At 38.4% G+C, this 23,313-nt stretch carries 23 protein-coding genes and 2 pseudogenes; 22 read left to right on the top strand and 3 right to left on the bottom strand.

Annotated features, from left to right (window positions below; genetic code table 11):
* The first annotated feature begins 55 nt into the window (after positions 1 to 55).
* From tsaE to BLR36_RS12860, 6 genes are all read left to right on the top strand, one after another.
* Entirely contained in the window at positions 56 to 508 is a 453-nt protein-coding gene (gene tsaE / locus BLR36_RS12885; RefSeq protein WP_093062155.1) for a tRNA (adenosine(37)-N6)-threonylcarbamoyltransferase complex ATPase subunit type 1 TsaE, read from the top strand.
* Positions 505 to 1,191, top strand: a complete 687-nt coding sequence (tsaB, locus tag BLR36_RS12880) for a tRNA (adenosine(37)-N6)-threonylcarbamoyltransferase complex dimerization subunit type 1 TsaB (protein WP_093062154.1) — start codon at positions 505 to 507, stop codon at positions 1,189 to 1,191. Before tsaE ends, tsaB begins: the two co-directional genes overlap by 4 nt.
* Complete coding sequence (gene rimI / locus BLR36_RS12875; RefSeq protein ID WP_093062153.1) at positions 1,181 to 1,636, top strand: ribosomal protein S18-alanine N-acetyltransferase; 456 nt, start codon at positions 1,181 to 1,183, stop codon at positions 1,634 to 1,636. The genes tsaB and rimI overlap by 11 nt, the downstream gene beginning before the upstream one ends.
* Positions 1,633 to 2,652 (top strand): tRNA (adenosine(37)-N6)-threonylcarbamoyltransferase complex transferase subunit TsaD, encoded by a 1,020-nt coding sequence (gene tsaD, locus BLR36_RS12870; protein ID WP_093062152.1) that lies wholly within the window; start codon positions 1,633 to 1,635, stop codon positions 2,650 to 2,652. Before rimI ends, tsaD begins: the two co-directional genes overlap by 4 nt.
* 439 nt (positions 2,653 to 3,091) lie before the next feature.
* Positions 3,092 to 3,580, top strand: coding sequence for a DinB family protein (locus tag BLR36_RS12865; RefSeq protein WP_093062151.1), 489 nt, complete (start codon positions 3,092 to 3,094; stop codon positions 3,578 to 3,580).
* Positions 3,581 to 3,641: 61 nt separating this feature from the next.
* Entirely contained in the window at positions 3,642 to 3,995 is a 354-nt protein-coding gene (locus BLR36_RS12860; protein WP_093062150.1) for a helix-turn-helix domain-containing protein, read from the top strand.
* A gap of 82 nt (positions 3,996 to 4,077) precedes the next feature.
* Here the strand turns inward: BLR36_RS12860 and BLR36_RS12855 are convergent, their stop codons facing one another.
* Positions 4,078 to 6,009 carry an ABC-F family ATP-binding cassette domain-containing protein gene (locus tag BLR36_RS12855; protein ID WP_093062149.1) on the bottom strand — a complete coding sequence of 644 codons (1,932 nt, stop codon included), beginning with the start codon at positions 6,007 to 6,009 and terminating at the stop codon, positions 4,078 to 4,080.
* A gap of 130 nt (positions 6,010 to 6,139) precedes the next feature.
* Between BLR36_RS12855 and BLR36_RS12850 the strand changes: the two genes are divergently transcribed.
* On the top strand, positions 6,140 to 6,781 hold the full coding sequence (locus BLR36_RS12850) for a redox-sensing transcriptional repressor Rex (RefSeq protein WP_093062148.1): 642 nt from the start codon (positions 6,140 to 6,142) through the stop codon (positions 6,779 to 6,781).
* A gap of 45 nt (positions 6,782 to 6,826) precedes the next feature.
* Here BLR36_RS12850 and BLR36_RS12845 read toward each other — a convergent pair whose 3' ends face one another.
* On the bottom strand, positions 6,827 to 7,564 hold the full coding sequence (locus BLR36_RS12845) for a CPBP family intramembrane glutamic endopeptidase (protein ID WP_093062147.1): 738 nt from the start codon (positions 7,562 to 7,564) through the stop codon (positions 6,827 to 6,829).
* 369 nt (positions 7,565 to 7,933) lie between these two features.
* Between BLR36_RS12845 and groES the strand changes: the two genes are divergently transcribed.
* From groES to BLR36_RS12815, 6 genes are all read left to right on the top strand, one after another.
* Positions 7,934 to 8,218, top strand: coding sequence for a co-chaperone GroES (groES, locus tag BLR36_RS12840; RefSeq protein WP_093062146.1), 285 nt, complete (start codon positions 7,934 to 7,936; stop codon positions 8,216 to 8,218).
* Between the two features lie 37 nt (positions 8,219 to 8,255).
* Positions 8,256 to 9,887 (top strand): chaperonin GroEL, encoded by a 1,632-nt coding sequence (gene groL, locus BLR36_RS12835; RefSeq protein WP_093062145.1) that lies wholly within the window; start codon positions 8,256 to 8,258, stop codon positions 9,885 to 9,887.
* A 550-nt stretch (positions 9,888 to 10,437) separates the two neighbouring features.
* Positions 10,438 to 11,640: a quaternary amine ABC transporter ATP-binding protein gene (locus BLR36_RS12830; protein ID WP_093062144.1), complete on the top strand. Its 1,203-nt coding sequence runs from the start codon at positions 10,438 to 10,440 to the stop codon at positions 11,638 to 11,640.
* 8 nt (positions 11,641 to 11,648) lie between these two features.
* A complete protein-coding gene (locus tag BLR36_RS12825) occupies positions 11,649 to 13,379 on the top strand; it encodes a glycine betaine ABC transporter substrate-binding protein (protein WP_093062143.1) in 1,731 nt (576 codons plus the stop codon).
* Positions 13,380 to 14,038: 659 nt separating this feature from the next.
* Positions 14,039 to 14,512 carry a hypothetical protein gene (locus BLR36_RS12820; RefSeq protein ID WP_093062142.1) on the top strand — a complete coding sequence of 158 codons (474 nt, stop codon included), beginning with the start codon at positions 14,039 to 14,041 and terminating at the stop codon, positions 14,510 to 14,512.
* A 78-nt stretch (positions 14,513 to 14,590) separates the two neighbouring features.
* Positions 14,591 to 14,860 (top strand): 5'-methylthioadenosine/S-adenosylhomocysteine nucleosidase family protein, encoded by a 270-nt coding sequence (locus BLR36_RS12815; RefSeq protein WP_093062141.1) that lies wholly within the window; start codon positions 14,591 to 14,593, stop codon positions 14,858 to 14,860.
* Positions 14,861 to 15,325: 465 nt separating this feature from the next.
* Here the strand turns inward: BLR36_RS12815 and BLR36_RS19050 are convergent.
* Positions 15,326 to 15,560, bottom strand: a pseudogene (locus tag BLR36_RS19050) (tyrosine-type recombinase/integrase); the annotation flags it as partial.
* A 209-nt stretch (positions 15,561 to 15,769) separates the two neighbouring features.
* Between BLR36_RS19050 and BLR36_RS12805 the strand changes: the two are divergent.
* From BLR36_RS12805 to BLR36_RS12765, 9 genes and pseudogenes are all read left to right on the top strand, one after another.
* Positions 15,770 to 16,072 carry an urease subunit gamma gene (locus tag BLR36_RS12805; RefSeq protein ID WP_093062140.1) on the top strand — a complete coding sequence of 101 codons (303 nt, stop codon included), beginning with the start codon at positions 15,770 to 15,772 and terminating at the stop codon, positions 16,070 to 16,072.
* A 17-nt stretch (positions 16,073 to 16,089) separates the two neighbouring features.
* Positions 16,090 to 16,413: an urease subunit beta gene (ureB, locus tag BLR36_RS12800; RefSeq protein ID WP_093062139.1), complete on the top strand. Its 324-nt coding sequence runs from the start codon at positions 16,090 to 16,092 to the stop codon at positions 16,411 to 16,413.
* Positions 16,410 to 18,122: an urease subunit alpha gene (gene ureC, locus BLR36_RS12795; protein ID WP_093062138.1), complete on the top strand. Its 1,713-nt coding sequence runs from the start codon at positions 16,410 to 16,412 to the stop codon at positions 18,120 to 18,122. The genes ureB and ureC overlap by 4 nt, the downstream gene beginning before the upstream one ends.
* A gap of 10 nt (positions 18,123 to 18,132) precedes the next feature.
* Positions 18,133 to 18,588, top strand: coding sequence for an urease accessory protein UreE (ureE, locus tag BLR36_RS12790; RefSeq protein ID WP_093062137.1), 456 nt, complete (start codon positions 18,133 to 18,135; stop codon positions 18,586 to 18,588).
* Entirely contained in the window at positions 18,581 to 19,267 is a 687-nt protein-coding gene (locus BLR36_RS12785) for an urease accessory protein UreF (protein WP_093062136.1), read from the top strand. Before ureE ends, BLR36_RS12785 begins: the two co-directional genes overlap by 8 nt.
* A gap of 32 nt (positions 19,268 to 19,299) precedes the next feature.
* Entirely contained in the window at positions 19,300 to 19,911 is a 612-nt protein-coding gene (gene ureG, locus BLR36_RS12780; RefSeq protein ID WP_093062135.1) for an urease accessory protein UreG, read from the top strand.
* Position 19,912: 1 nt separating this feature from the next.
* Positions 19,913 to 20,737, top strand: coding sequence for an urease accessory protein UreD (locus BLR36_RS12775; RefSeq protein WP_093062134.1), 825 nt, complete (start codon positions 19,913 to 19,915; stop codon positions 20,735 to 20,737).
* A 261-nt stretch (positions 20,738 to 20,998) separates the two neighbouring features.
* Positions 20,999 to 21,478 (top strand): hypothetical protein, encoded by a 480-nt coding sequence (locus BLR36_RS12770; protein ID WP_093062133.1) that lies wholly within the window; start codon positions 20,999 to 21,001, stop codon positions 21,476 to 21,478.
* Positions 21,479 to 21,804: 326 nt separating this feature from the next.
* A pseudogene (locus BLR36_RS12765) lies at positions 21,805 to 23,280 on the top strand (IS1182 family transposase).
* Positions 23,281 to 23,313: the final 33 nt, after the last annotated feature.

The raw sequence follows: 23,313 nt of genomic DNA, 5'->3' as shown, positions 1-23,313 counted from the left end.
CTGTATTTCATTATAATAGAAGCATTAGAGATGTAACTGGAAAGGAAAGCGACCGATGAAATATGAACGATTGATTAATTCGGAGCAAGAAACAAAGGCTCTTGCTGAGCAATTAGCAGCTTTACTACATGGCGGTGATGTACTGACGCTAGAAGGTGATTTAGGAGCAGGTAAAACGACATTCACCAAAAGTGTGGCGAAGGGATTGGGAATTACACGCAACGTGAACAGTCCAACGTTTACTATATTAAAGCAATATGAGGGCAGGTTACCGTTAAATCATTTAGACGTCTACCGACTAGCTGATAGTGATGAAGATCTGGGCTGGGACGAGCTATTTTACGGGGATGCGGTCAGCATCATTGAATGGGCCCATTTAATAGAAGAAGATCTGCCAACGGAACGACTGGCGATTCAAATTCTCCGTCTAGATGAGGATGCTCGAAAATTTACGTTTATGCCTTTTGGCGAACGATATGAACAATTATGTGAGGAGCTTTTTGAATGATTTGGTTAGGAATAGATACATCACATACACCGCTTGCGGTAGCTATTGTAAAGGATGAGCAGGTACTTGCTTCGTTTCAATCATCGATGAAAATTACTCATTCGATTGGTACGATGCCAGCGATTGAAGAATTAATGGCAAAGGCAAATATCAAACCGAATGAAATAGATGCAATTGCTGTAGCGAAAGGACCCGGTTCTTATACAGGAGTCCGAATTGGAGTAACGATAGGAAAAACGCTCGCTTGGACATTAAATGTACCAATTTATTCAGTATCGAGTTTACATTCACTTGCAGAGAATGCACCATATTTCCAAGGAGTTGTGTGTTCTATTATGGATGCACGACGTGGCAATGTATTTGCAGGAATTTATAGTAACGGTGAAGTAGTAAAAGAGGCGCATATGTCGTTAGTAGATTTACTGACGACTTTAGATAACTTGGAGCAGCCTGTTTTATTTGTCGGGTTGGACGTTTCAATTCACTGGGAGCAAATAAAAGAAGTGCTTGGAGATAAGGTTCAACGGGTTAATGCGGCTTTCGATTTACCAAATGCTGCTGTTTTAATAGAAATGGCGAAAAAAATGGAGCCTTCTGAAGTGCATACAGTCGTGCCAGAGTATTTAAGAATTACCGAAGCAGAGGCAAACTGGATGAAAGAGCAGAAGAAAAATGGAAACTAATATAACTTATCGAAAAATGACGCTAGAAGATATCGAGCAAGTACTATTGATCGAACAGGAAGCTTTCGATACACCGTGGACGAGGGAAGCCTTTGAGCATGAAATGACGACGAATTTATATTCGCATTATCTTGTGGCAGAAACAGAGGCTAAAGAAATAATTGGTTACTGTGGTATGTGGGTAGTGATGGATGAAAGTCATATTACTAATGTGGCAGTAGCTGAGCGAATGCGCGGAAACAAAATTGGCGAGGGTCTAATGCGTGAAGCTATCCGTGTTGTAACAGAGCAGGGTGTCGTACTCATGACACTAGAAGTTAGAGTATCAAATGATGTAGCGAAGAACTTATATCATAAACTTAACTTCCAAGACGGAGGCATACGGAAAAACTATTATTCAGACACCGGAGAGGATGCACTTGTGATGTGGGTGGAATTTAAATGATAAAAGATCAATATATATTAGGAATAGAAACTAGCTGTGATGAGACAGCGGCATCGATTGTGAAAAATGGACAAGAGATTATCTCCAATGTGGTTGCCTCACAAATCGAAAGTCATAAACGATTTGGTGGAGTAGTGCCAGAAATTGCGTCGAGACATCATGTGGAGCAAATTACGATTGTCATCGAAGAGGCATTAAAACAGGCGGGTATGACACCTCAGGATATTGATGCAGTGGCAGTAACAGAAGGTCCAGGATTAGTAGGAGCTCTTTTAATAGGGATAAATGCAGCGAAAGCATTCGCTTTTGCACATGGACTTCCACTAGTTGGCGTACATCATATCGCAGGACATATTTATGCAAATGGATTAGTGCAGAAGATGGAATTTCCACTGCTAGCGTTAGTCGTGTCTGGTGGACATACCGAGCTTGTGCTAATGAAAGAAGACGGTATATTTGAGTTAATCGGTGAAACTAGAGATGATGCTGCGGGTGAAGCGTATGATAAAGTAGCACGAGTATTGAATCTCCCTTATCCAGGGGGACCACATATCGATAAGCTTGCTAACGAAAGTGATGAAGCATTGCAATTCCCTAGGGCATGGTTGGAAGAAGGGTCCTATGATTTTAGCTTCAGCGGATTAAAATCAGCGGTGATCAATTATCAGCATAATGCCGAGCAGCGAGGAGAAAAAATTAATCCTAACCATCTAGCTGCAGGATTCCAGCAAAGTGTAGTTGAAGTTTTAACAGCAAAAACTGTTCGTGCAGCACGTGAATTCAACGTGAAGCAAGTCATTGCTGCAGGAGGAGTTGCTGCCAACAAGGGACTTCGTAGTTCACTAGAGGAAGCTTTTACAAAAGAAAATATTCCTTTTTATGTACCACCCATCAAGTTATGTACCGACAATGCTGCCATGATTGCAGCCGCAGGAAATTCGAAGTTTTCAGCAGGACATAGAAGTAATATGTCGATGAATGGTAGACCTGGTCTAGAATTAAATAGTTGGAACTAAATGAAATCCTCTTTTCTTCGACAAGAAAAGAGGATTTTTTATCATGTAATTTAGAAGTTGTCAATAGAGAACATTCGTACTTATGCACAATTTGTGGATAACGTGTGCATAACTTAACGATAAACTATATATAGTATCATTTTTATACACACTATTGTGTATAACTCCTTTTATAAAATGTGGACAGTGTGGATAAACCTGTTGATAGATTGATATAACTAGTTTTTTTATGTGAATAAATATGTGGAGAAAAATTTCTGTGAAAAAGTACTTGACCAACATATATGTATACGATTCGACATAACAGTAAATAAAGGATTAAAACGTAAGAAGGATTAATGCTGAAATTGTAGAATTCTAGTAATAAGTTAGAAAATGTGATCAAAGAAAATAAAAATAAGGTAGAAGATTATTTTTCAATTATTTGGGAGGAAACTTAGTGAAAATGTTTTTTCAGTATAATTGGTTGGTTAGGGAAGAATGGTATCAGTTGTGTGAGAAATTAAGTGAAGAAGATCTGTTATGTAGGCGCACAGGGGGAGTAGGAAGTATTCTCGAAACATTATTTCATATAGTTGATGTTGAATGGAGTTGGATTCGCATTTTGCAAGGTAAGCCCGACTTTCAGGAGAAGTTTGAAAATTATAAGACGCTTGAAAAAGTACGGAAATTAGATGCTGAATTTCGATTGGAAGTCCAAGCCTTTGTGAACGACTGGAATGATACCATGGAAAATAGCATACTTTACGATACGTTATCAGATGGGAGAATTGAACAGGAAACATGGGGCGAAGTTATTCGACATGTAATTGCCCATGAAATACACCATATCGGACAATTATCTATTTGGGCAAGGGAATTAGGAGAGAAACCTGTCTCTGCTAATGTAATTGGTCGTGGTCTTGCCGATTCTTCAAGGGGCAATTAATCGATTCACGATTTTAACAGAAAAGTATTTTCTATGAACATTCATCAAGGGGAAGTGAACTATGAAAAGGGAATATTCTATCGTAATTTTAGCTATTTCAATTGCATTCAGTGGCTTTTGGATAGGAAATGCGATTATGCATCTACAGAACTCGGCGGTTGAAGAGGTGAATTACCAACCTGTTGAAGAAGTCTTATCAATTTCGGAAGCAGCTGATTATCTGGGAATTAGTGAAAAATCAATAAAGGAAATTATTATACGGGAAAAATTACATTTGAATAATTTTGGATCATATTCAGGTATGATGCTCCCTTATTCAAAAGTATATGGAGAGTTTATCTTTTCAAAGAATTCCTTAGATTTATGGATAAATGAATCAACTTTAAATAGAAACGAATATACTAATTCTAACTAATAAGAACTATGTAGACTTCGACTCAAAAAAAGGTAAACAAAAGGCAGTGAAGCCATTAAATTGGTTTCACTACCTTTTTTCTTTAAGGTGCTATTTCTTCTAGTTGTTCCTGTAATTCTAACCATTCATTGGACAATTCATCTTGTTTTTCTTTCCATTCATCCAATTCACGCTGTAGCTGTTGAACAGCTTCGTGATCTTGGAAAATTGCAGGGTCACATAGCTTTTCTTCAATCGTAGCAATTTCTGCATCAATCGTTGGAATTTTACTTTCTAATTCCTCTAGCTGGCGTCGAAGCTGGCGTTCTTTTTTCTTGGCTTCTTTATCAATAGTAGATGTGTTCACTTTCGTCACTACCGTATTTTCAACGACGGTATTTTCTAAAGCGAGCTCTTCCATTTCTTCTTTTTTCTCTAAATAATAGTCGTAATCTCCAAGGAATAGTGTTGCATCATCGCTTGCTAATTCAATTACCTTGGTTGCAATTCGGTTAATGAAGTAACGGTCATGGGAGACGAATATAATTGTTCCAGGAAAATCGAGTAAGGCATTTTCGAGAACCTCTTTACTATCTAAGTCTAAATGGTTAGTAGGCTCATCAAGTACAAGAGTGTTCGCTTTTAAAAGCATTAGCTTCGCAAGTGCGAGTCTTGCTTTTTCACCACCAGATAATGTTGATACCGTTTTTTGTACATCGTCTCCTGTAAACAAGAACCGACCTAATACAGTACGGACATCTCTTTCATTCATCAATGGCCACTCGTCCCATAGTTCTTGAAGGGCAGTTTTGTTGCCAGTTAAAGCAGCTTGTTCCTGGTCATAGTAACCGAATTGGACATTCGTTCCGTACTGAATTTTACCTCCAGCAGCATCCAACTGTTTCATAATGGTCTTTAGTAAAGTAGATTTTCCGACCCCGTTTGGTCCAACAAGTGCGATTCGATCCTGCTTGTATACAGAGAACGATATATTAGAGGAAACGGTCTTGTTTGGATAACCGACTGCGATTTCCTCAAGGCGCAATACGTCATTGCCACTAGGCCGTTCAATCGTAAATCCGAATGAGGCCGATTTCTCATCGCCGTCTGGGGACTCCATCCAATCGGTTTTTTCGATAACCTTACGTCTAGATTGAGCCATTTTAGTAGTAGAGGCACGAGCGAGATTTTTACTAACAAAATCCTCTAGCTTCGCTTTTTCCTCTTGCTGTTTTTCATATTTCTTTCTATCTAACTCGTAGTTTTTTGCTTTTTGCGTTAAGTAGGAGCTGTAGTTGCCAACGTATCTTGCTACATTATGACGAGATACCTCGTACACAAAGTTGACTACCTGATCTAAAAAGTATCGGTCATGCGAGACGATAAGCACTGCGCCATTATAATTTTTTAAATAGTTTTCTAAAAAGCTTAACGTTTGAATGTCCAAATGGTTGGTAGGCTCATCGAGAATCAGTAAGTCTGGCTTACTTAATAGCATCTTTGCAAGTGCTAATCTCGTTTTTTGTCCTCCCGATAATGCTTGGACAGGCTTGTCGTAATCATCCGGGAAAAACTGCATCCCGTGTAAGATAGAGCGGATATCTGATTCGAAGCGATAACCACCAGCTTCATTAAAGGCTAACTGTAATTCATCATACGTTGCTGCTACTCGTGCATAAGCTTCCGCATCTTCATATATAACAGGGTCTGCCATCTGTGATTCTAAGGCACGAAGCTCTTTTTCAGAGTTAATTAGATGACTAAAAATCTTCTTCATTTCCTCCCAGATGGTCAGCTTGGATTCGAGTCCTGCATGCTGCTCTAAATAACCAAGACGAATATTTTTGGGCATAATGATTTCGCCAGAATCGTATGACATTTCACCTGCTATTATTTTAAGTAAAGTAGACTTTCCAGCGCCGTTTCTACCTACAAGGGCAACCCGGTCTCGGTCCTGAACCTCTAGCTTTACATTAGTTAATATATCTTCACCGTTAAAGGATTTTGTTATTTGATTGACTTGTAAAACAATCACAATTATTCGCACCTCAATTCTATCCTAAGTGTAATAGATAGGGCTTGTTGTTGCAACGCCATAGCTTTACAATGATAGAAATGTCTAGTAAGATAAAAACGATTTGTTTGACTAAACTAGGAGGATTTTTATGAAACCTGAATTACCGAGAATTCCTCAAGCAACTACAAAAAGACTTCCATTATATTATAGATTTTTACAAAGCTTTCATAATGCTGGACATAAACGAGTTTCCTCCCAGGAACTTAGTGAAGCGATGAAAATTGATTCTGCAACTATTAGAAGAGATTTCTCTCATTTTGGTGCGCTAGGGAAAAAGGGGTACGGTTATGACGTTCCAACGCTGCTTGAGTTTTTCCGTAAAACACTCGATCAGGATGAGGCTGCAAATGTGGCTCTTATTGGTGTTGGTAGTTTGGGAAATGCTTTTCTAAAGTACAATTTCCAAAAAAACCACAACACTAAAATTGTCGTTGCATTTGATACTAAGGCACCAGTTGAGGGTACAACTATAAGTGATATTCCGGTGTATCATTCCAGCGTGATGCTTGAAAAGCTAGAGGAATTTGGAATTGAACTAGTTATTTTCACTTTGCCAAGTCGATCTGCACAGCAAGTTGCCGATCAGCTAGAGTCTTCATCTATTAAAGGAATATTAAACTTTACGCCAATTCGTATCCAAACAAAAGACTCTATCCGCGTGCATACAATCGATCTTTCTGTCGAACTACAAACCCTTATCTATTTAATAAGAAACGAACATGCTGAATAATGTAAAAAGCCTTTGACCACATTTCTAGATGGTCAAAGGCTTTTATTAAGGAAAAAGTATTATCTGCATATTGGAGTATTGTTCAAAAAATTTCTGAATGTCTTCCCCATAAAATTGAACAAGTACAACAAAACCATTTAATAGCATATGAGAGATAATAGATGCAATGATTCGCTTCGTCTTGTAATAAATAAAGGAGAATATAAATCCAGATACTGCATATAGTAGGATGTGCGTAAAGTCAAAGTGAATTATTGCGAACACAATAGCACTGACAGAAGCAGCTACAAAGAAATTTGTTTTTGGAAGTAGTGTTCCGAAAATGATGCGTCGGAATATGAGCTCTTCTAAGATAGGAGCAAAAATGACAATTGAAAATATAGCAAATGGTACGGCTTGGGCGATTTCGATGAACTGGGTTGTATTTTCTGAGCCAGGATCCACACCAAACTTTAGCTCAATGCTTGCAGCAAACCCCTGTCCAAAAAGGACAAGGAAAAACCCGACTATTCCCCAACCAATTGTTTGTAGAGTGGGAGTTGATTTTCCTTTTAACGGTTTTAAGTAAGTATTGTCTTTTCGGATTATTAGTAGGGTGATTAACGTGGCAATTGCCATGCTAAGAAATACCCACCACCCAGAAATATTAAGTGCAGGATCTTCCACACCTCTTGTTTCAAAAAAATTATAAAGGAACGGCAGGATTGGCATCAGCACTGCTCCAGATAACTGCATAATGCAGTAAACGATTAAAATATAAATACCGGTTTTTTGTTGTTTCATGAACAGTTTTAGTCCTTTCTATTTGTACCTTTTTCTTTTATCCTGGTTTAACAGACTGTAATAACCCTACGTCAAATTTTTTCTGAGAAAATCCAGGAAAGTGTGGGGCAAAGAGCTTGTAAAACGCCGACGTAGAACATAGACGAAAAATGCCACGTCGTATGGCTTCATCTATGTGACTCATATCCTGTGAGCCTCGGGTCAACAGGAAGTATAGCTTTATTGTATCGGAAATAGGAAATAAAAGAAAAAGATACCTTCTCACTTGCAAAATGTTCTGTGATTAATTATTATTATAAGTGTGTTAGCACTCGAAGAGTAAGAGTGCTAATAATATTACATTTTACTATTTTAGGGAGGTAGTTTCACTTGTTAAGACCATTAGGTGATCGTATCATAATCGAATTAATCGAAGCTGAGGAAAAAACAGCATCTGGCATCGTACTTCCAGACTCTGCTAAAGAAAAACCGCAAGAAGGAAATGTTGTTGCTATAGGTACTGGACGAGTACTTGAAAACGGCACTCGCGTTGAACTTGACGTAAAAGAGGGAGACCGTATCATCTTCTCTAAATATTCAGGCACAGAAGTGAAATATGACAACAATGACTATTTAATTTTACGCGAAAGCGATGTTCTAGCTGTAATTGGCTAATAAACTTTGAAAAATATATTCAGGAGGTAACTAACACATGGCTAAAGAAATTAAATTCAGTGAAGACGCTCGTAGCGCTATGCTACGCGGAGTAGATAAACTTGCAGATGCTGTTAAAGTAACACTTGGACCAAAAGGACGTAACGTAGTTCTGGAGAAAAAATTTGGTTCTCCACTAATTACAAATGACGGTGTAACGATTGCAAAAGATATCGAATTGGAAGATGCATTTGAAAATATGGGTGCAAAATTAGTAGCAGAGGTTGCTTCTAAAACAAACGATATCGCTGGTGATGGTACAACTACTGCTACTGTTCTAGCACAATCGATGATTCGTGAAGGATTGAAAAACGTAACAGCGGGTGCAAACCCAGTAGGAATCCGTAAAGGGATCGACCTTGCTGTTGCTGCAGCAGTTACAGAGCTAAAAGCAATTTCGAAACAAATCGAAGGTAAAGAGTCTATTGCTCAGGTTGCAGCTATTTCTTCAGGAGATTCTGAAGTTGGTGATTTAATCGCTGAAGCTATGGAACGTGTTGGTAACGACGGAGTTATTACAATTGAAGAATCTAAAGGGTTCACAACGGAGCTTGATGTAGTAGAAGGTATGCAATTTGACCGTGGATATGCATCTCCGTATATGGTGACAGATTCTGATAAAATGGAAGCTATTTTAGACAATCCATATATTTTAATTACAGATAAAAAAATCACAAGCATTCAAGAAATCCTTCCTGTGCTTGAGCAAGTAGTACAACAAGGGAAACCACTTTTACTAATCTCTGAGGACGTAGAAGGGGAAGCTTTAGCTACTCTTGTATTAAACAAATTACGTGGAACGTTCAATGCTGTAGCTGTTAAAGCTCCAGGATTCGGGGACCGTCGTAAAGCAATGTTAGAAGATATCGCAGTTCTAACTGGCGCTGAAGTAATTACAGAAGATTTAGGCCTAGACTTAAAATCTGCTAATATTACACAATTAGGTCGCGCATCTAAAGTTGTTGTATCTAAAGACAATACGACAATCGTAGAGGGTAACGGAGAATCTGATCGCATCGCTGGTCGTGTAACACAAATCCGTGCTCAATTAGAAGATACAACATCTGAATTCGATAAAGAAAAACTACAAGAACGCCTTGCTAAATTAGCTGGTGGTGTTGCTGTAGTGAAAGTCGGAGCAGCAACAGAAACAGAACTAAAAGAACGCAAACTTCGCATTGAAGATGCTCTAAACGCAACTCGTGCAGCTGTTGAAGAAGGTATTGTAGCTGGTGGTGGTACTGCACTAGTAAATGTATACAACAAAGTGGCAGAATTAGCAGAAACAAAAGAAGGCGACGTAGCAACAGGTCTGAAAATTGTACTTCGTGCATTAGAAGAACCAGTTCGTCAAATCGCTAACAACGCAGGTCTTGAAGGATCTATCGTGGTAGATCGTCTAAAACGCGAAGAAATCGGTATCGGTTTCAACGCTGCAACAGGTGAATGGGTGAACATGATCGAAGCAGGTATCGTAGATCCAACTAAAGTAACTCGTTCAGCACTTCAAAACGCTGCATCTGTAGCTGCATTATTCTTAACGACAGAAGCAGTAGTAGCAGACATTCCAGAACCAGCAGGCGGCGGCATGGGTATGCCTGACATGGGTGGTATGGGCGGCATGATGTAAAAAGGACATAAAACCCTTTGTAATTAAGGGATTTTCTGTTCAAATCATTACGCTAGACCACGTCAGTGGCGAAAAAAATGCATATAACTCATTTTAGAGAAGGTCTTTCATCAGTTGGCTAAACTGTTGGGAGGCCTTTTTTGCCATATTTTTGTCATATGTGCATAAATGTTCATAGTGGTATTAATATCGGTATGGGCCTAATCGTTGCTGAATTTCTTTCACATCTACTAGTTGCTTATTTTAACTAAAAGAGATGTTCATATTTACTCTACCTCTTAGAATTTCTTTAAGCAGCTGATTCTATAAAGTTCTGCAATATACACCAGTTCAATTAAATAAATCAATTTTAAACAATATGGGATCACGGAAATGGTTAAATTTTTTTAATAACAATTTGTATCTCATCCATTTTTTGATCTTTTCGAGGTAATCAAACTTTTCAATACGTACATACTAGCTTCTTTTCTCCATCAGAACTCTACATATATGATACAAAATAGGGAAAGCTCAATTGTAAAGTCAATTAACAAAATGAGGTGATGATTTGATGGATCCATATGTGGAAGTCAAGAATGTCTCGAAGATTTTTGGTAAATCTCCTAAAGCTGCCATTGATTTATTAAAACAGGGCAAATCAAAAAAAGAAATTTTAAAAGAAACAGGACTCACGGTTGGTGTTAATAATGTTAGTTTTAAAATTTATCCCAGTGAAATTTTTGTCATCATGGGTTTATCAGGAAGTGGAAAGTCAACCTTAATCCGGATGTTTAACAGGTTGATCGATCCTACAATTGGAGAAATTCTAATAAAGAATGAAGATATCGTTAAGATGAACGCCGCAAGATTACGAGAAACCAGACAAAAAAGAATTAGTATGGTTTTTCAAAACTTTGCCCTTTTTCCATATAAAACGATTTTAGAAAACGCTGAATTTGGTCTGGAAGTCAAGAAAGTCGCTCCTAATGAACGTCTCGAAAAAGCGATGCATGCTCTAGAAGCTGTCGGGTTAAAAGGTTACGAACATCAATACCCATCACAATTGAGCGGTGGAATGCAACAAAGGGTTGGTCTTGCTAGAGCTCTTGCAAGCGATACAGATATTATCTTGATGGACGAAGCCTTCAGCGCTCTTGATCCGTTAATTCGTAAAGATATGCAGGATGAATTAATTGGCATTCAAGAACAATACCAGAAAACGATTATTTTCATCACCCATGATTTAGATGAAGCACTGCGAATTGGGGATCGAATTGCCCTGATGAAAGATGGCTGTGTCATTCAACTAGGAACACCTGAAGAAATTATGATAAAGCCCGCAAATGAATTTGTCGAGAAGTTTGTTGAAGATGTTGACTTATCGAAAGTCATAACAGCCTCACATGTGATGAAGCGAGGAGAAAAAATTAGCGTAGACCGAGGTCCAAGGGTTGCTTTGGAAATTATGCGAAATCAAGGATATTCCAGTATATTTATCGTTGACCGAAAAAATAAGTTGTTGGGAGCGATTACTGCTGAACAAGCACGTCAGGCCATAAATCAAAATCAATCCATTGCCGACGCTATGACAACGGATATCCCAACGGTTTCAGAAGATACATTACTTACAGATCTGATGGATGTAATCGCAACATCCAGTTTGCCGATATCTGTTATCGATGAAGAAAATCGATTTAAAGGAATTGTGATACGTGGGGCCGTCATTGGTGCTTTAACGGGAAATAAAGATTCTTTAAATGAACTTGGAGAGTGACTAATTAAATGAGTATTCCTAAAATCCCACTAGGAGAATGGGTAGATTCCTTTGTCGCATGGTTAACCATTGCGTTGGCCGGACTTTTTTCCTTTATAACCAATTTAATCGATGGTCTATTAGATATTATAGTGGACGTATTAAGTATAGGTCCTCCCATCGTTTTAATTCTCGTCTTGACGCTTTTGGTTACCTATACAAGCAGATGGCCATTAGGAGTTTTTACATTAATTAGTTTACTATTGATTGATAATCTTGGTTATTGGGATTCAAGTATTCAAACACTTGCGATTGTATTATTATCAGGATTGCTTACGATCATCATTGGGATCCCTCTGGGAATATGGTGTGCGCAAAGAAAAACAGTACAAAACATCGTTACACCTATTTTAGACTTTATGCAGACTATGCCTGCATTTGTTTATTTAATTCCATCCATTTTATTTTTTGGGATTGGAGTTGTACCGGGGATTATTGCTTCCTTTATTTTCGCTATTGCTCCAACCATTCGTATGACGAATCTTGGTATTCAAAAAGTGCCTAAAGATTTAATTGAAGCGGCAAATGCTTTTGGTGCAACTACCAGTCAAAAATTGTTCAAAGTACAATTACCTTTGGCTACTCCAACCATTATGGCAGGGGTTAACCAAAGTATTATGCTTGCTCTATCGATGGTTGTTACGGCTTCATTAGTTGGGGCACCAGGACTTGGAGCAGATGTTTACCGAGCGGTTAGTCAAATTGACGTTGGGCAAGGCTTTGAAGCTGGATTATCGATCGTCATCATCGCGATCATTCTTGACCGTATCACGCAAAACTTACGTTACCCAGCTTATGACCATGCTGTTAAGCCTAAAATAGCTTTTTCTATTTTAGCTTTACTTGTAGTTGGTACGGCTCTTGTTGTAGCGATTCAAGGAAACAAGGCTACTGTTAATGAGAATGCGAACGGGATTGGTGCCCAAACAGAATATGAAATTATAGGGATTGAACCTGGAGCAGGACTAATGGGGTTGACAAATAATGCACTAGAAGATTACCAGTTAGATAATTGGACGTTAATTGAAGGATCTTCTGCCGCAATGGTAGCAGAACTGCAGAAAGCCTATAATAGTCAAGAACCGATTATTATTACTGGGTGGTCACCACATTGGATGTTCACCAAATTCGATTTGAAATATCTCGACGACCCAAAAGGATCCTTTGGTGGAGCTGAAAGTATTCATACAATTGTAAGAAAAGGTCTTGAACAGAATGCACCTGGTGCTTATAAAATCCTTGATCAATTTTCTTGGGAACCAAGTGATATGGAAGCTGTGATGGTCAATATTACAGAAGGAATGGATCCGACTGAAGCGGCTGAAAAATGGATTGAGGCCAATCCTGACAAAGTTTCTGAATGGATAAAAGGTGTTCAATCAGGAAGTGGTGAACCGATCAATCTTGTTTTTGTTGCTTGGGACACAGAAATCGCTAGTACCTATGTGATTGGCAAGGTTCTTGAGCAAAATGGTTATACTGTGACATTGAGCCAGGTAGAAGTTGGGCCTATGTTTGCTGGTGTAGCCAATGGAAGTGCAGATGGGATGGTTGGTGCATGGCTCCCAACTACACATGTTGAATTTTTTAATACCTATAAGAACGATTTCGTTGACCTTGGACAAAACTTACATGGAACGAAGAATGGACTGGTTGTACCAGGGTATGTTGATATTGATTCGATTGAAGACTTGAAATAAAATAACGAGAGAGTTTCTTTCCGGAGACTCTCTTACAAAAATTACGTTAGCAAAATGCTAACATTTTGTTAACGCAATCCAGTAAAAAGTATTAATTCCCGTTAAAGATGTTACAATCCTGATTTTTTCAAACCTTGATCTACCGCGCATTTGAATTATATCGTGAAAGATATGACACACTTTCACCTTACGGGCGGCATGATGTGATATAAACTCTTAACCCTTATACTTTCAAGGGTTAGAGCGTATATCATCAAGCCGTGGTCATTTTATTGGTCATGAATGCTAGTCAAATCACTCTAAACCGAAAAGGTCTTTCATCAATTCATTGAATTGGTGAGGGGCTTTTTTTAGTGCTTCAATTAATGTTAGTTAATAAACAAACGGGTGGGTTGGAAAATGTTGATTTCCGTTCCAGGCGGATGCGTTCCGGGGGGCATGCGGTGAGCCTCCTCTCGGTCGCTTTGCGACCTTGCGGAGGCTCACCTGTCACGCTTATCCCCAGGAGTCGCCGCCTTTCACTTTAATCAATAGAATTCATAAAAGATGAAGGAATGGCTATTCCATTAGATGATTTTGCGGAACTATTTTTGGCGAATTGTTCTGAAAATACTCACGTGAATCGTGCTTAGTATGTTACCAAAGAACTTAGTGTTACTATGGCAAAAAGCTATATAGTAACTGTTTATCAATCAGCTGAATTATTTCTTCAAGACTATAAGGATGAGCATTGTAAACTTAGTGGGGAAAATTGGACTTACAACACAGACATGGGTGGTAGGTTGTCTCAGGCAATAAGGAATACAGATTCGAGTTACAAATACGAAAATGATTTATGTTATAAACTATTTGAGTACTATAGATATATAAGAATCAGTATTACTCACCCTGATGTTAAGAAAGATCTTGACACACTACATAAAGGTCTAATAGAGTCTGAATCTGAGATAAAAATGAAATTTAAGATAACAGCACCTAATAAAAAGGATGATTTGTGCTTCGATGATTTTATTCTTTTTACTAAGGTAGTGAAAGAAATAGGGAAATTATTATGTGAACTCGCAGAACCAACACCAGTGGAAATAATTCAATTTGTAGCTAAAAAAAAATCCGAAATAATGAGGATAGACTAAAAAATGCTGTTGCAGCTCATCTTCGTACAGAATTCAGCCTAACACAAGAAGAGACTAGTGCAATACTAAACCAAGTAAGTGGTAGAGGGTAAAATTGGAAGTGCAGATTTTTGGAATAGAGAGATAGATCGTATTCGATGGTTTCATCAAAATGCGGGGACATGTGCTGAAGACATGGAGGCTTTTGCCGTTGCACAAGTGGCAAAGATTTTTAACATTCCTTATCTCTCCATACGAACTATATCAAACTCTGAAGTTTCAGGTGATAACATAGAAGATTTAAAAACAGCAGGTCATTATTGCGCAGAGTTTACCGTTGAATTTATAAAAACCTTAAGAAAAGGATAGTATTTATGGCAATAGATCTTGTCAAAAATTAAAATGCTTGTTGCAATCTAATAGTCCATTTAAAAACTATTAGAATATCACTCATATAATCGCAGAATATGTTCTGCTAAGAATTCGACTATGGGTAGCAATATACTTGTGTTTTATATGCCTAAGATGTGCTATTTAGGTTAACCCAAGAAATGTTGTTCAGCTCTTCAAATTCTCTCATCCTTAATCTATAAAGGAGATTAATTACTATTAAAAATGCTAACATTTTGCTAACACAATTTCATGAAAAACAGTAAACTCATGTTAAAGAAGTTACAACTCATTTTCTCCTAAACCCTGATATGCCGTACTCTCCACACACAACATTAAAGATATTACACACCCTCATCTTATGGGCGGCATGATGTAATAAGCCGCTTCAACCCTTGATATGTATGGGTTTGTATGTAAGGTGAAAGTGAAATTCTTATAATCGAGGCTTCTCATTAGTTGTGCAAACTTTTGGGAAGCTTCTTTTTTCATTTCTTTTGTAACGTGGAGGTAGACATTCTTGGTAATTTGATCATCTGAATGGCCAAGTCTATCCATGATTTGTTTCAGTGCTACACCGGCTGGCTTCTGCAAGAAGCGATGTGTGTGTATGTCGAGAGCGTGGGGTTAATGCGAGATTTAAGTTTGCAAGAGCAAGTAGTCTTGCCATTCTCAATTTGTTTTAACTCAGTGAAACTTTCGTATTAGTTTTCTCTATACTGCGTTAAACTTCATCTTAATTTCTTTATATGTTAAAATTCTCTAGGAAGGTTAAATTACTGGGTTTTTAGAGAAGATAAGTAAAGGTTATTTTTATTTATTTCAACCAGTAAGAACTATCTTTCTCCCAATGTAATTTATATGAGATTTTATCAGGAGGAATGAACTATGCATCTATTGCCGCGAGAAATTGACAAGCTAATGATAGTGGTCGCAGCGGACCTTGCAAGGCGCCGGAAAGACAGAGGATTGAAGTTAAACCATCCAGAAGCTGTCGCCCTCATCACATATGAGGTAATGGAAGGGGCAAGGGACGGGAAAACTGTTGCCGAACTAATGGAATATGGTGCTTCCATTTTGACGCAAGACGATGTCATGGAAGGTATACCTTCTATGATCAATGATATTCAGGTTGAAGCAACTTTCCGAGATGGAACAAAATTAGTGACTGTTCACAGCCCGATACGATAAATAGGAGGGATCGCCAAGTGTTACCAGGTGAGTACATTTTGAAAGAAGAAGACATTATTTGTAACGAAGGTAGCGTCGTTTCTAGTATTTTTGTTACAAATACAGGTGACCGTCCTATTCAGGTAGGATCACATTTTCATTTTTACGAAGTAAACGAAGCACTCCACTTTAATAGAAAAGAAGCTTACGGAAAGCGTTTAAATGTGCCAGCCGGAGCAGCTGTTCGTTTTGAACCTGGAGATGAAAAAGAAATACAGCTGATTGATTTTGCCGGAGAGCGTCGTATCTATGGATTCAATAATAAAGTCGACGGCAAATTAGAAAGTGAGGATGAAGCATGAGTTTTAGAATGTCCCGAAAGCAATACGCTGAAATGTATGGACCAACTACTGGTGACTCTATCCGTCTTGCAGATACAGAGTTATTTATTCAAATCGAAAAAGATTACACTTCTTATGGCGAAGAAGCAGTCTTTGGAGGCGGGAAGGTTATTCGTGACGGTATGGGTCAGCATCCACTTGCTACACGCAAGGATGGTGTACCCGATACAGTAATAACAAACGTCATTATTTTAGATTATACAGGCATTTGTAAAGCCGATTTAGCCCTTCGCGATGGCAAAATTTTCGGCATTGGCAAAAGCGGTAACCCATTAATTACGGATAATGTAGATATAATTATTGGTACATCTACTGAAATAATTGCCGGTGAAGGCTTGATTGTGACAGCTGGAGCCATTGATACACACGTTCATTTTATAAACCCGGAACAAGTACAAGTGGCACTAACAGCCGGTACGACAACACTAATCGGCGGTGGTACAGGTCCTGCAGCTGGCTCTAAGGCTACTACTGTTACGCCAGGTGAGTGGAATATTCACCGCATGCTAGAAGCGGCTGAAGGCCTCCCAATTAACATTGGTTTTACAGGCAAAGGACATGCTGCATCCGTTGAGCCCCTAATCGAGCAAGTAAAAGCAGGCGTAATCGGTTTAAAAGTTCATGAAGACTGGGGAGCTACTGGTTCATCCCTTGATTATGCACTACAAGTTGCAGACGAGTACGACATTCAAGTTGCATTACACGCAGATACATTAAATGAAAGCGGCTTTATGGAAAATACTATGGCGGCTGTAAAAGATCGAGTTCTTCATATGTACCATACTGAAGGCGCAGGCGGTGGACATGCACCTGATTTAATCAAATCAGCAGGTTACCTTAACATTCTTCCTTCATCAACGAATCCTACCCTCCCTTATACCGTAAATACGATCGACGAACACCTTGATATGGTCATGGTTTGCCATCATTTAAATCCTTCTATACCAGAAGACATCGCTTTTGCCGATTCTAGAATTAGAAGAGAAACAATAGCAGCTGAAGATATCCTTCATGACATGGGCGTATTTAGTATGGTGAGCTCAGATTCCCAAGCGATGGGTCGTGTAGGAGAAGTCGTATTACGCACATGGCAAGTTGCTGATAAAATGAAAAAACAAAGAGGGTCCCTACAAGGTGATAGCGAACATGCTGACAATAATCGAGTTAAACGGTATATCGCTAAATATACTATTAACCCAGCAATTACACATGGTATTTCAAAATATGTAGGTTCTATTGAGGTTGGAAAAATGGCCGATTTAGTTCTTTGGAATCCAAAGTTCTTTGGTGTGAAACCAGAAATGGTCCTTAAAAATGGTCTAGCGGTTACTGGATTAATGGGTGATGGCAATGCATCTATCCCGACTCCACAACCTTATATTTATCGTCCAATGTACGCTCAATTCGGGAAAGCATTAGCAAAAAGTTCAGCTACGTTCATTTCTCAAGCTGCTTATGATGATGGTGTCCACGAAAAACTTGGACTTCAAAAAATAGTTTTACCAGTTGGTGGGATTCGAACGCTAACAAAAAAAGATATGAAGTTAAATGGTGAAACGCCTAATATTACGGTTGATCCACAAACATACGAAGTAAAAGTAAACGGAGAATTGCTGACATGTGAACCAGTCGATACGGTGCCTATGGGTCAGCGCTATTTCTTATTCTGAGGTGAATATTATGATAATAGAAAAGATTATCACAAACATTGAACAAATGGATTCAAATGAAGTTAAAAAACGTCATATAGAAAAAGTTTATATGGAAAGCGCTCATTTAATGAAGCGGATTCAACGTGTTAAAACAGATCACGGTAACGAACTAGGCATTCGCTTAAAAGAGCACAAAGATCTTGTTGCTGGTGATGTCTTATACATGGATGATAAAAATATGATAGTCATTGATGTACTTTCAGATGATTTACTAGTTATCAGTCCTAGAGACATTAAGGAAATGGGTACAATCGCTCACCAATTGGGTAATCGACATCTCCCTGCGCAATTCGAAGACAATGATATGTTTGTTCAGTATGACTACTTAGTGGAAGAATTACTTCAACAAATGGAGATTCCATTTAAACGAGAAGATCGAAAAGTAAAACAAGCATTCCGTCATATAGGCCACAGTCATGACTAACAACATTCTCTCTTTGTTTCAACTATGCGACTCTAACCTTCCTACAGGAGCCTTCAGTCATTCTTTTGGCTTGGAGAGCTACATACAGGAAGATAAAGTTCATGACCAAGAGACGTTTTTTCAGTGGCTTAAAGTCTATTTACATGAGCAACTCGTCTATACGGATGGATTAGCCTCTCGCTTTGTTTATGAAGCTCTTACGGAAGGAAATATTCTAGAAATATGGCACTTGGATCGCTTATTAACTGTCCAAAACTTGCCTAGAGAGACGAGAGAAGGCACTCAAATGATTGGTGATCGCATGCTGAAACTCACTGAATCACTATACGAGCTACCCATCCTCTCACAATACAGAGCGGAAATTAAGAAAAAAAATGCATTTGGTCATCCTGCTATCGTATTTACAATGGTAGCTCATGGGCTTGGGGTAGAAAAACAAGATACTATCCGCTACCACCTGTATTCTTCTATTTCTAGTCAAATTCAAAATGCGGTTCGTGCGATTCCACTTGGGCAAACAGCCGGACAAAAGATTTCTCATAACTTTATACCAGAATTAAACGTGGCAGTTGACAAAATCCTGCAACTATCGAAAGATGATTTCGGTATTGTTTCACCAGGAATCGAGCTGTCCCAAATGCAACATGAACGTGTAAATATTCGAATATTTATGTCTTAAAATTTTTAAAGAATAGTAAAGGACGTGTTCTAATGGAACCAATAAGAATTGGTGTTGGAGGACCTGTTGGAGCAGGTAAAACAATGCTTGTTGAAAAATTAACTCGCCACCTTAAAGATGAAATAAAAATGGCGGTTATCACAAATGATATTTATACAAAAGAAGATGCGAAGTTTTTAATACAAAATGGCGTTCTGCCAGAGGATCGAATTATTGGTGTTGAAACAGGCGGTTGCCCTCACACTGCTATACGTGAAGATGCTTCTATGAACTTTGCAGCAATTGATGAATTAGTAGAACGTCATCCAGACGTGGAATTGATCTTTGTAGAGAGTGGCGGAGACAATCTTGCGGCTACTTTTAGTCCTGAGCTAGTTGATTTTTCTATCTATATTATCGACGTTGCTCAAGGGGAAAAAATCCCTCGTAAAGGTGGACAAGGGATGATTAAATCTGACTTATTTATCATTAATAAAATAGACCTTGCACCTCATGTCGGCGCTAGCCTTGAAGTTATGGCAGAAGACACAAAAGTATTCCGCGGCAATAAACCTTTTGTATTTACAAACTTAAAAAATGAGGAAGGTCTTCCTGAAGTAATTGAATGGATTAAGCAGCACGCTTTACTAAAAGGTTTAGATTAATATGACTAACTGGACTGGTACTTTATCTCTGGACCTCGAGAATCGAAAAGGAAAGACGGTCGCTAAACGAGTATATTTTCAAGGCGCACTCAAAGTAATGCGACCGATTTACTTGGACGATTCAGGACAAGTTTGCTATTATCTTCTAAATCCCGGTGGTGGCTATTTAGATGGCGATCGATACAAGATGGAGTTCACAGCAGATGAAGGATCGAAAGTTACATTAACTACGCAATCTGCAACAAAAGTATATAAAACACCAAAAAGCCATGCCTATCAAGTAACTACCATTCACTTAAAAAAAGATAGCTATTTGGAATACCTACCAGATCCTCTAATTGCTTATGAAAATGCACATTATAAGCAAAAAAATATAGTGTATATGGATCGTGGCGCGACGTTTCTCTCTACAGATATCCTTACACCTGGTTGGTCGCCGAGCGGTGGGAAATTCAGTTATGATACAATTCAATTAGTTACCGAGATTTATGTAGACGGACAACTTGGTGTGTTTGACCATATCAAGTTAGTGCCGAAACAACAGTCAGTGTCTGGACTAGGATTTATGGAAGGTTATACGCATTTAGGTTCAATGCTTGTAGTTAGTGAATATACAAATAATGCGCTTATTGATGAGTTGTACGAAGTGATTCAACTGGAACAATCAGAGTTTAAAGCTGGTATTTCGAAGCTTGCAGTATCAGGCTTTAGCATACGTATCCTAGCAAACTCTACCCAGGTTATCGAACGAATTTTAAATAATTGCCATAAATTGATTAGTGAAAAATGGCTAAATCGCACACCAAATTCTTTACGAAAATATTAATATACTCGTAAAATGTGGACCTTTGAAAAAGTATATACGGAGGACTACCTGAATTTCCACCACAGTTGACGCTTTTCTATTCTGTAAAAAGAGCGATTTCCCATACACGATGGTCATTTAAATCGTTATCCAAAAATAAATACCTATATAGTAGGCAATTAGAAGATGATCACAGTATTGTTTTGAAGCTATAAACCAATAATATATACGAAAATCTTGGAAGGATATTTAAATAGAAACTTTCGTGAGAGGGGAAAAAGTATGCCTGATAATAAGAATGCAAAACCCAAACTTGAAGATTTTGAAGTTGAAACAGTGTTTGAAAATCGTGTTCATGAACGGCTTGCCTTTACTTTTAAGATTGATGGAGATGAATTCAAAGGACATTTTCATGAGGATGAGATTTTTTGGCTCCATCCGCATCCAAAACAATTAATCGGTGAATGCAAAGTGGCCACAATTGAAGCGAATATTTATTCATTAATGGGACACTATGGCTTTTCAAAAGAGATTACAGAACTTGAATTAAAGCCAGCATTTGAAGACCGTATACATGAACGTCAGCAATTTTCTTTGCAAGTGCAAGGTGAAGAATACAAAGGATTTGTCCACGAGGGGGAAATTCAGTGGTTCCATCCTCAGCCTCGGCAAAAACTGGAGGATGAACTTGTACAAGCAATGGAATCTGAAATCCATGAAAAAGTAGCAGAGCAAGAACAGAATAGTAAAGACGAAAACTAAATATTATAAAAGAGGCTGGGACAAAACCTACCTCAAAATTAAAAGCAGTTCCAATTTTACGATGGAGTAAAATTGGAACTGCTTTATTTTATGTCTACTTCGTAGCCGTTGTTCTCCGTTACGGCGGACGCTTTCCTGGGGGCACGGGTCGAGCCTGTAGTCTCTCCCGCGCGCTTGTCCCCTGGGAGTCGCCGCCTTCACTCCGAACAACTAATATTTCTTCTATATCAAGTAAATTTCTGCATAGATTCAAGCACAAAAAAAGGACATCTTCTGTTAAAATTTAAGTATCCTACTACCAAATTCTAAACGAAAGAAGTGTCCTTATGTTTAAAGATTATAACATGAATCAATTAATTTTACCTTTAGATTTAGCAGTTAAATTACAAAAAAATGATATTGCGTTTTCTATCCACCATTTAGTCGAAAGTATTCCGAATGAAGCATTTAATGCCTTTGTAAAACACAATGGCTGCCCAGCCTATCATCCACGTATGATGCTTAAAGTTATTTTATGTGGTTACACACAAGCTGCATTCTCAGGTCGCAAAATCGAAGATCATGTGAAAGATAGTATTCGTATGATGTGGCTCGCTCAGGGATATGAACCAAGCTACCGCACCATCAATCGTTTTCGTGTGCATCCCGATATGAAAGAGCTCATTCGTCAATGTTTTATACAATTCCGTTGTCAGCTCATACAAGAAAAGCTCATCGATCAAGAAGCGATTTTTATAGATGGTACAAAGATTGAAGCAAACGCGAATAAATTTACATTTGTCTGGAAGAAATCCGTGGAGAGGCATCATAAAAATCTGATTGAAAAGTCGAATCAAATGTATAACGAGCTTCTTCAAAATGAAATTATCCCAGAAATCGAGCGTGAAAATGAAGAACAGCTTTCAATAGAGGAATTAACTCGATTCGCCCAAGAACTTGATGAAGTAGTCGACGACTACACAAATAAAATAGATAGCTCTGACGATATGAGTGAGCGCAAAACCCCAAAACAAATGGTAAAGCAGATCTATGACTGGATCACACGAAAGCAGAAGTATGAAAAAGACTTGGAGATTTTTGGCGCACGCAACAGCTATTCGAAGACAGACCAAGATGCGACAGAAGGTCAATACACATTGGCTTACGGTGTATTCCCGAATCCAACGGATACGAAAACACTCCTACCATTCTTAGATCAAATAGAAAAACAATACTTTGAGTTGCCGGAACATATCGTTGCGGATGCCGGCTACGGGAGTGAACAAAATTAAGATGATATTTTAACCAAGCGCAAACGTACACCACTCATTACGTACAACCATTATTTGAACGAGCAAAAGAAGAAGTATAAAAACAATCCGTTCCAAACAAGTAACTGGGCATACGATGAAGAAAAGGACAGCTATACATGTCCAAATGAGAAGCAATTAATATTTCGATACAACGCCACACGTACGGACAAAACAGGATTCCAACGCCAATTCAAAATGTATGAGTGTGAAGACTGCAAGGGTTGTCCATTGCGTGCGTTATGTACAAAGGCGCAAGAAGGTACGAACCGCAAGCTCATGATTAATGAGAAATGGGAACAACAAAAAGAATATGTACGAACACAGCTTTCAGAAGAAAAAACAGGTGCCATTTACCGTCAACGTAAAATTGATGTGGAACCAGTTTTTGGATTCTTGAAGGCTAATTTAGGTTTTACACGATTTTCTGTTCGTGGAAAGTCTAAGGTCGAACATGAAATCGGCCTCGCATTAATGGCCGTGAATATCCGGAAATATGCGGCAAGAGTATAAGCTCTTATCCGTAAATTATCTTAAAACAAAATG

Origin of the sequence: Psychrobacillus sp. OK028, from assembly GCF_900103605.1 — a bacterium.
GTDB lineage: Bacteria > Bacillota > Bacilli > Bacillales_A > Planococcaceae > Psychrobacillus.
Note: the sequence above shows the minus strand (reverse complement) of the source record. Positions and strands in the feature narration are given on the sequence as shown.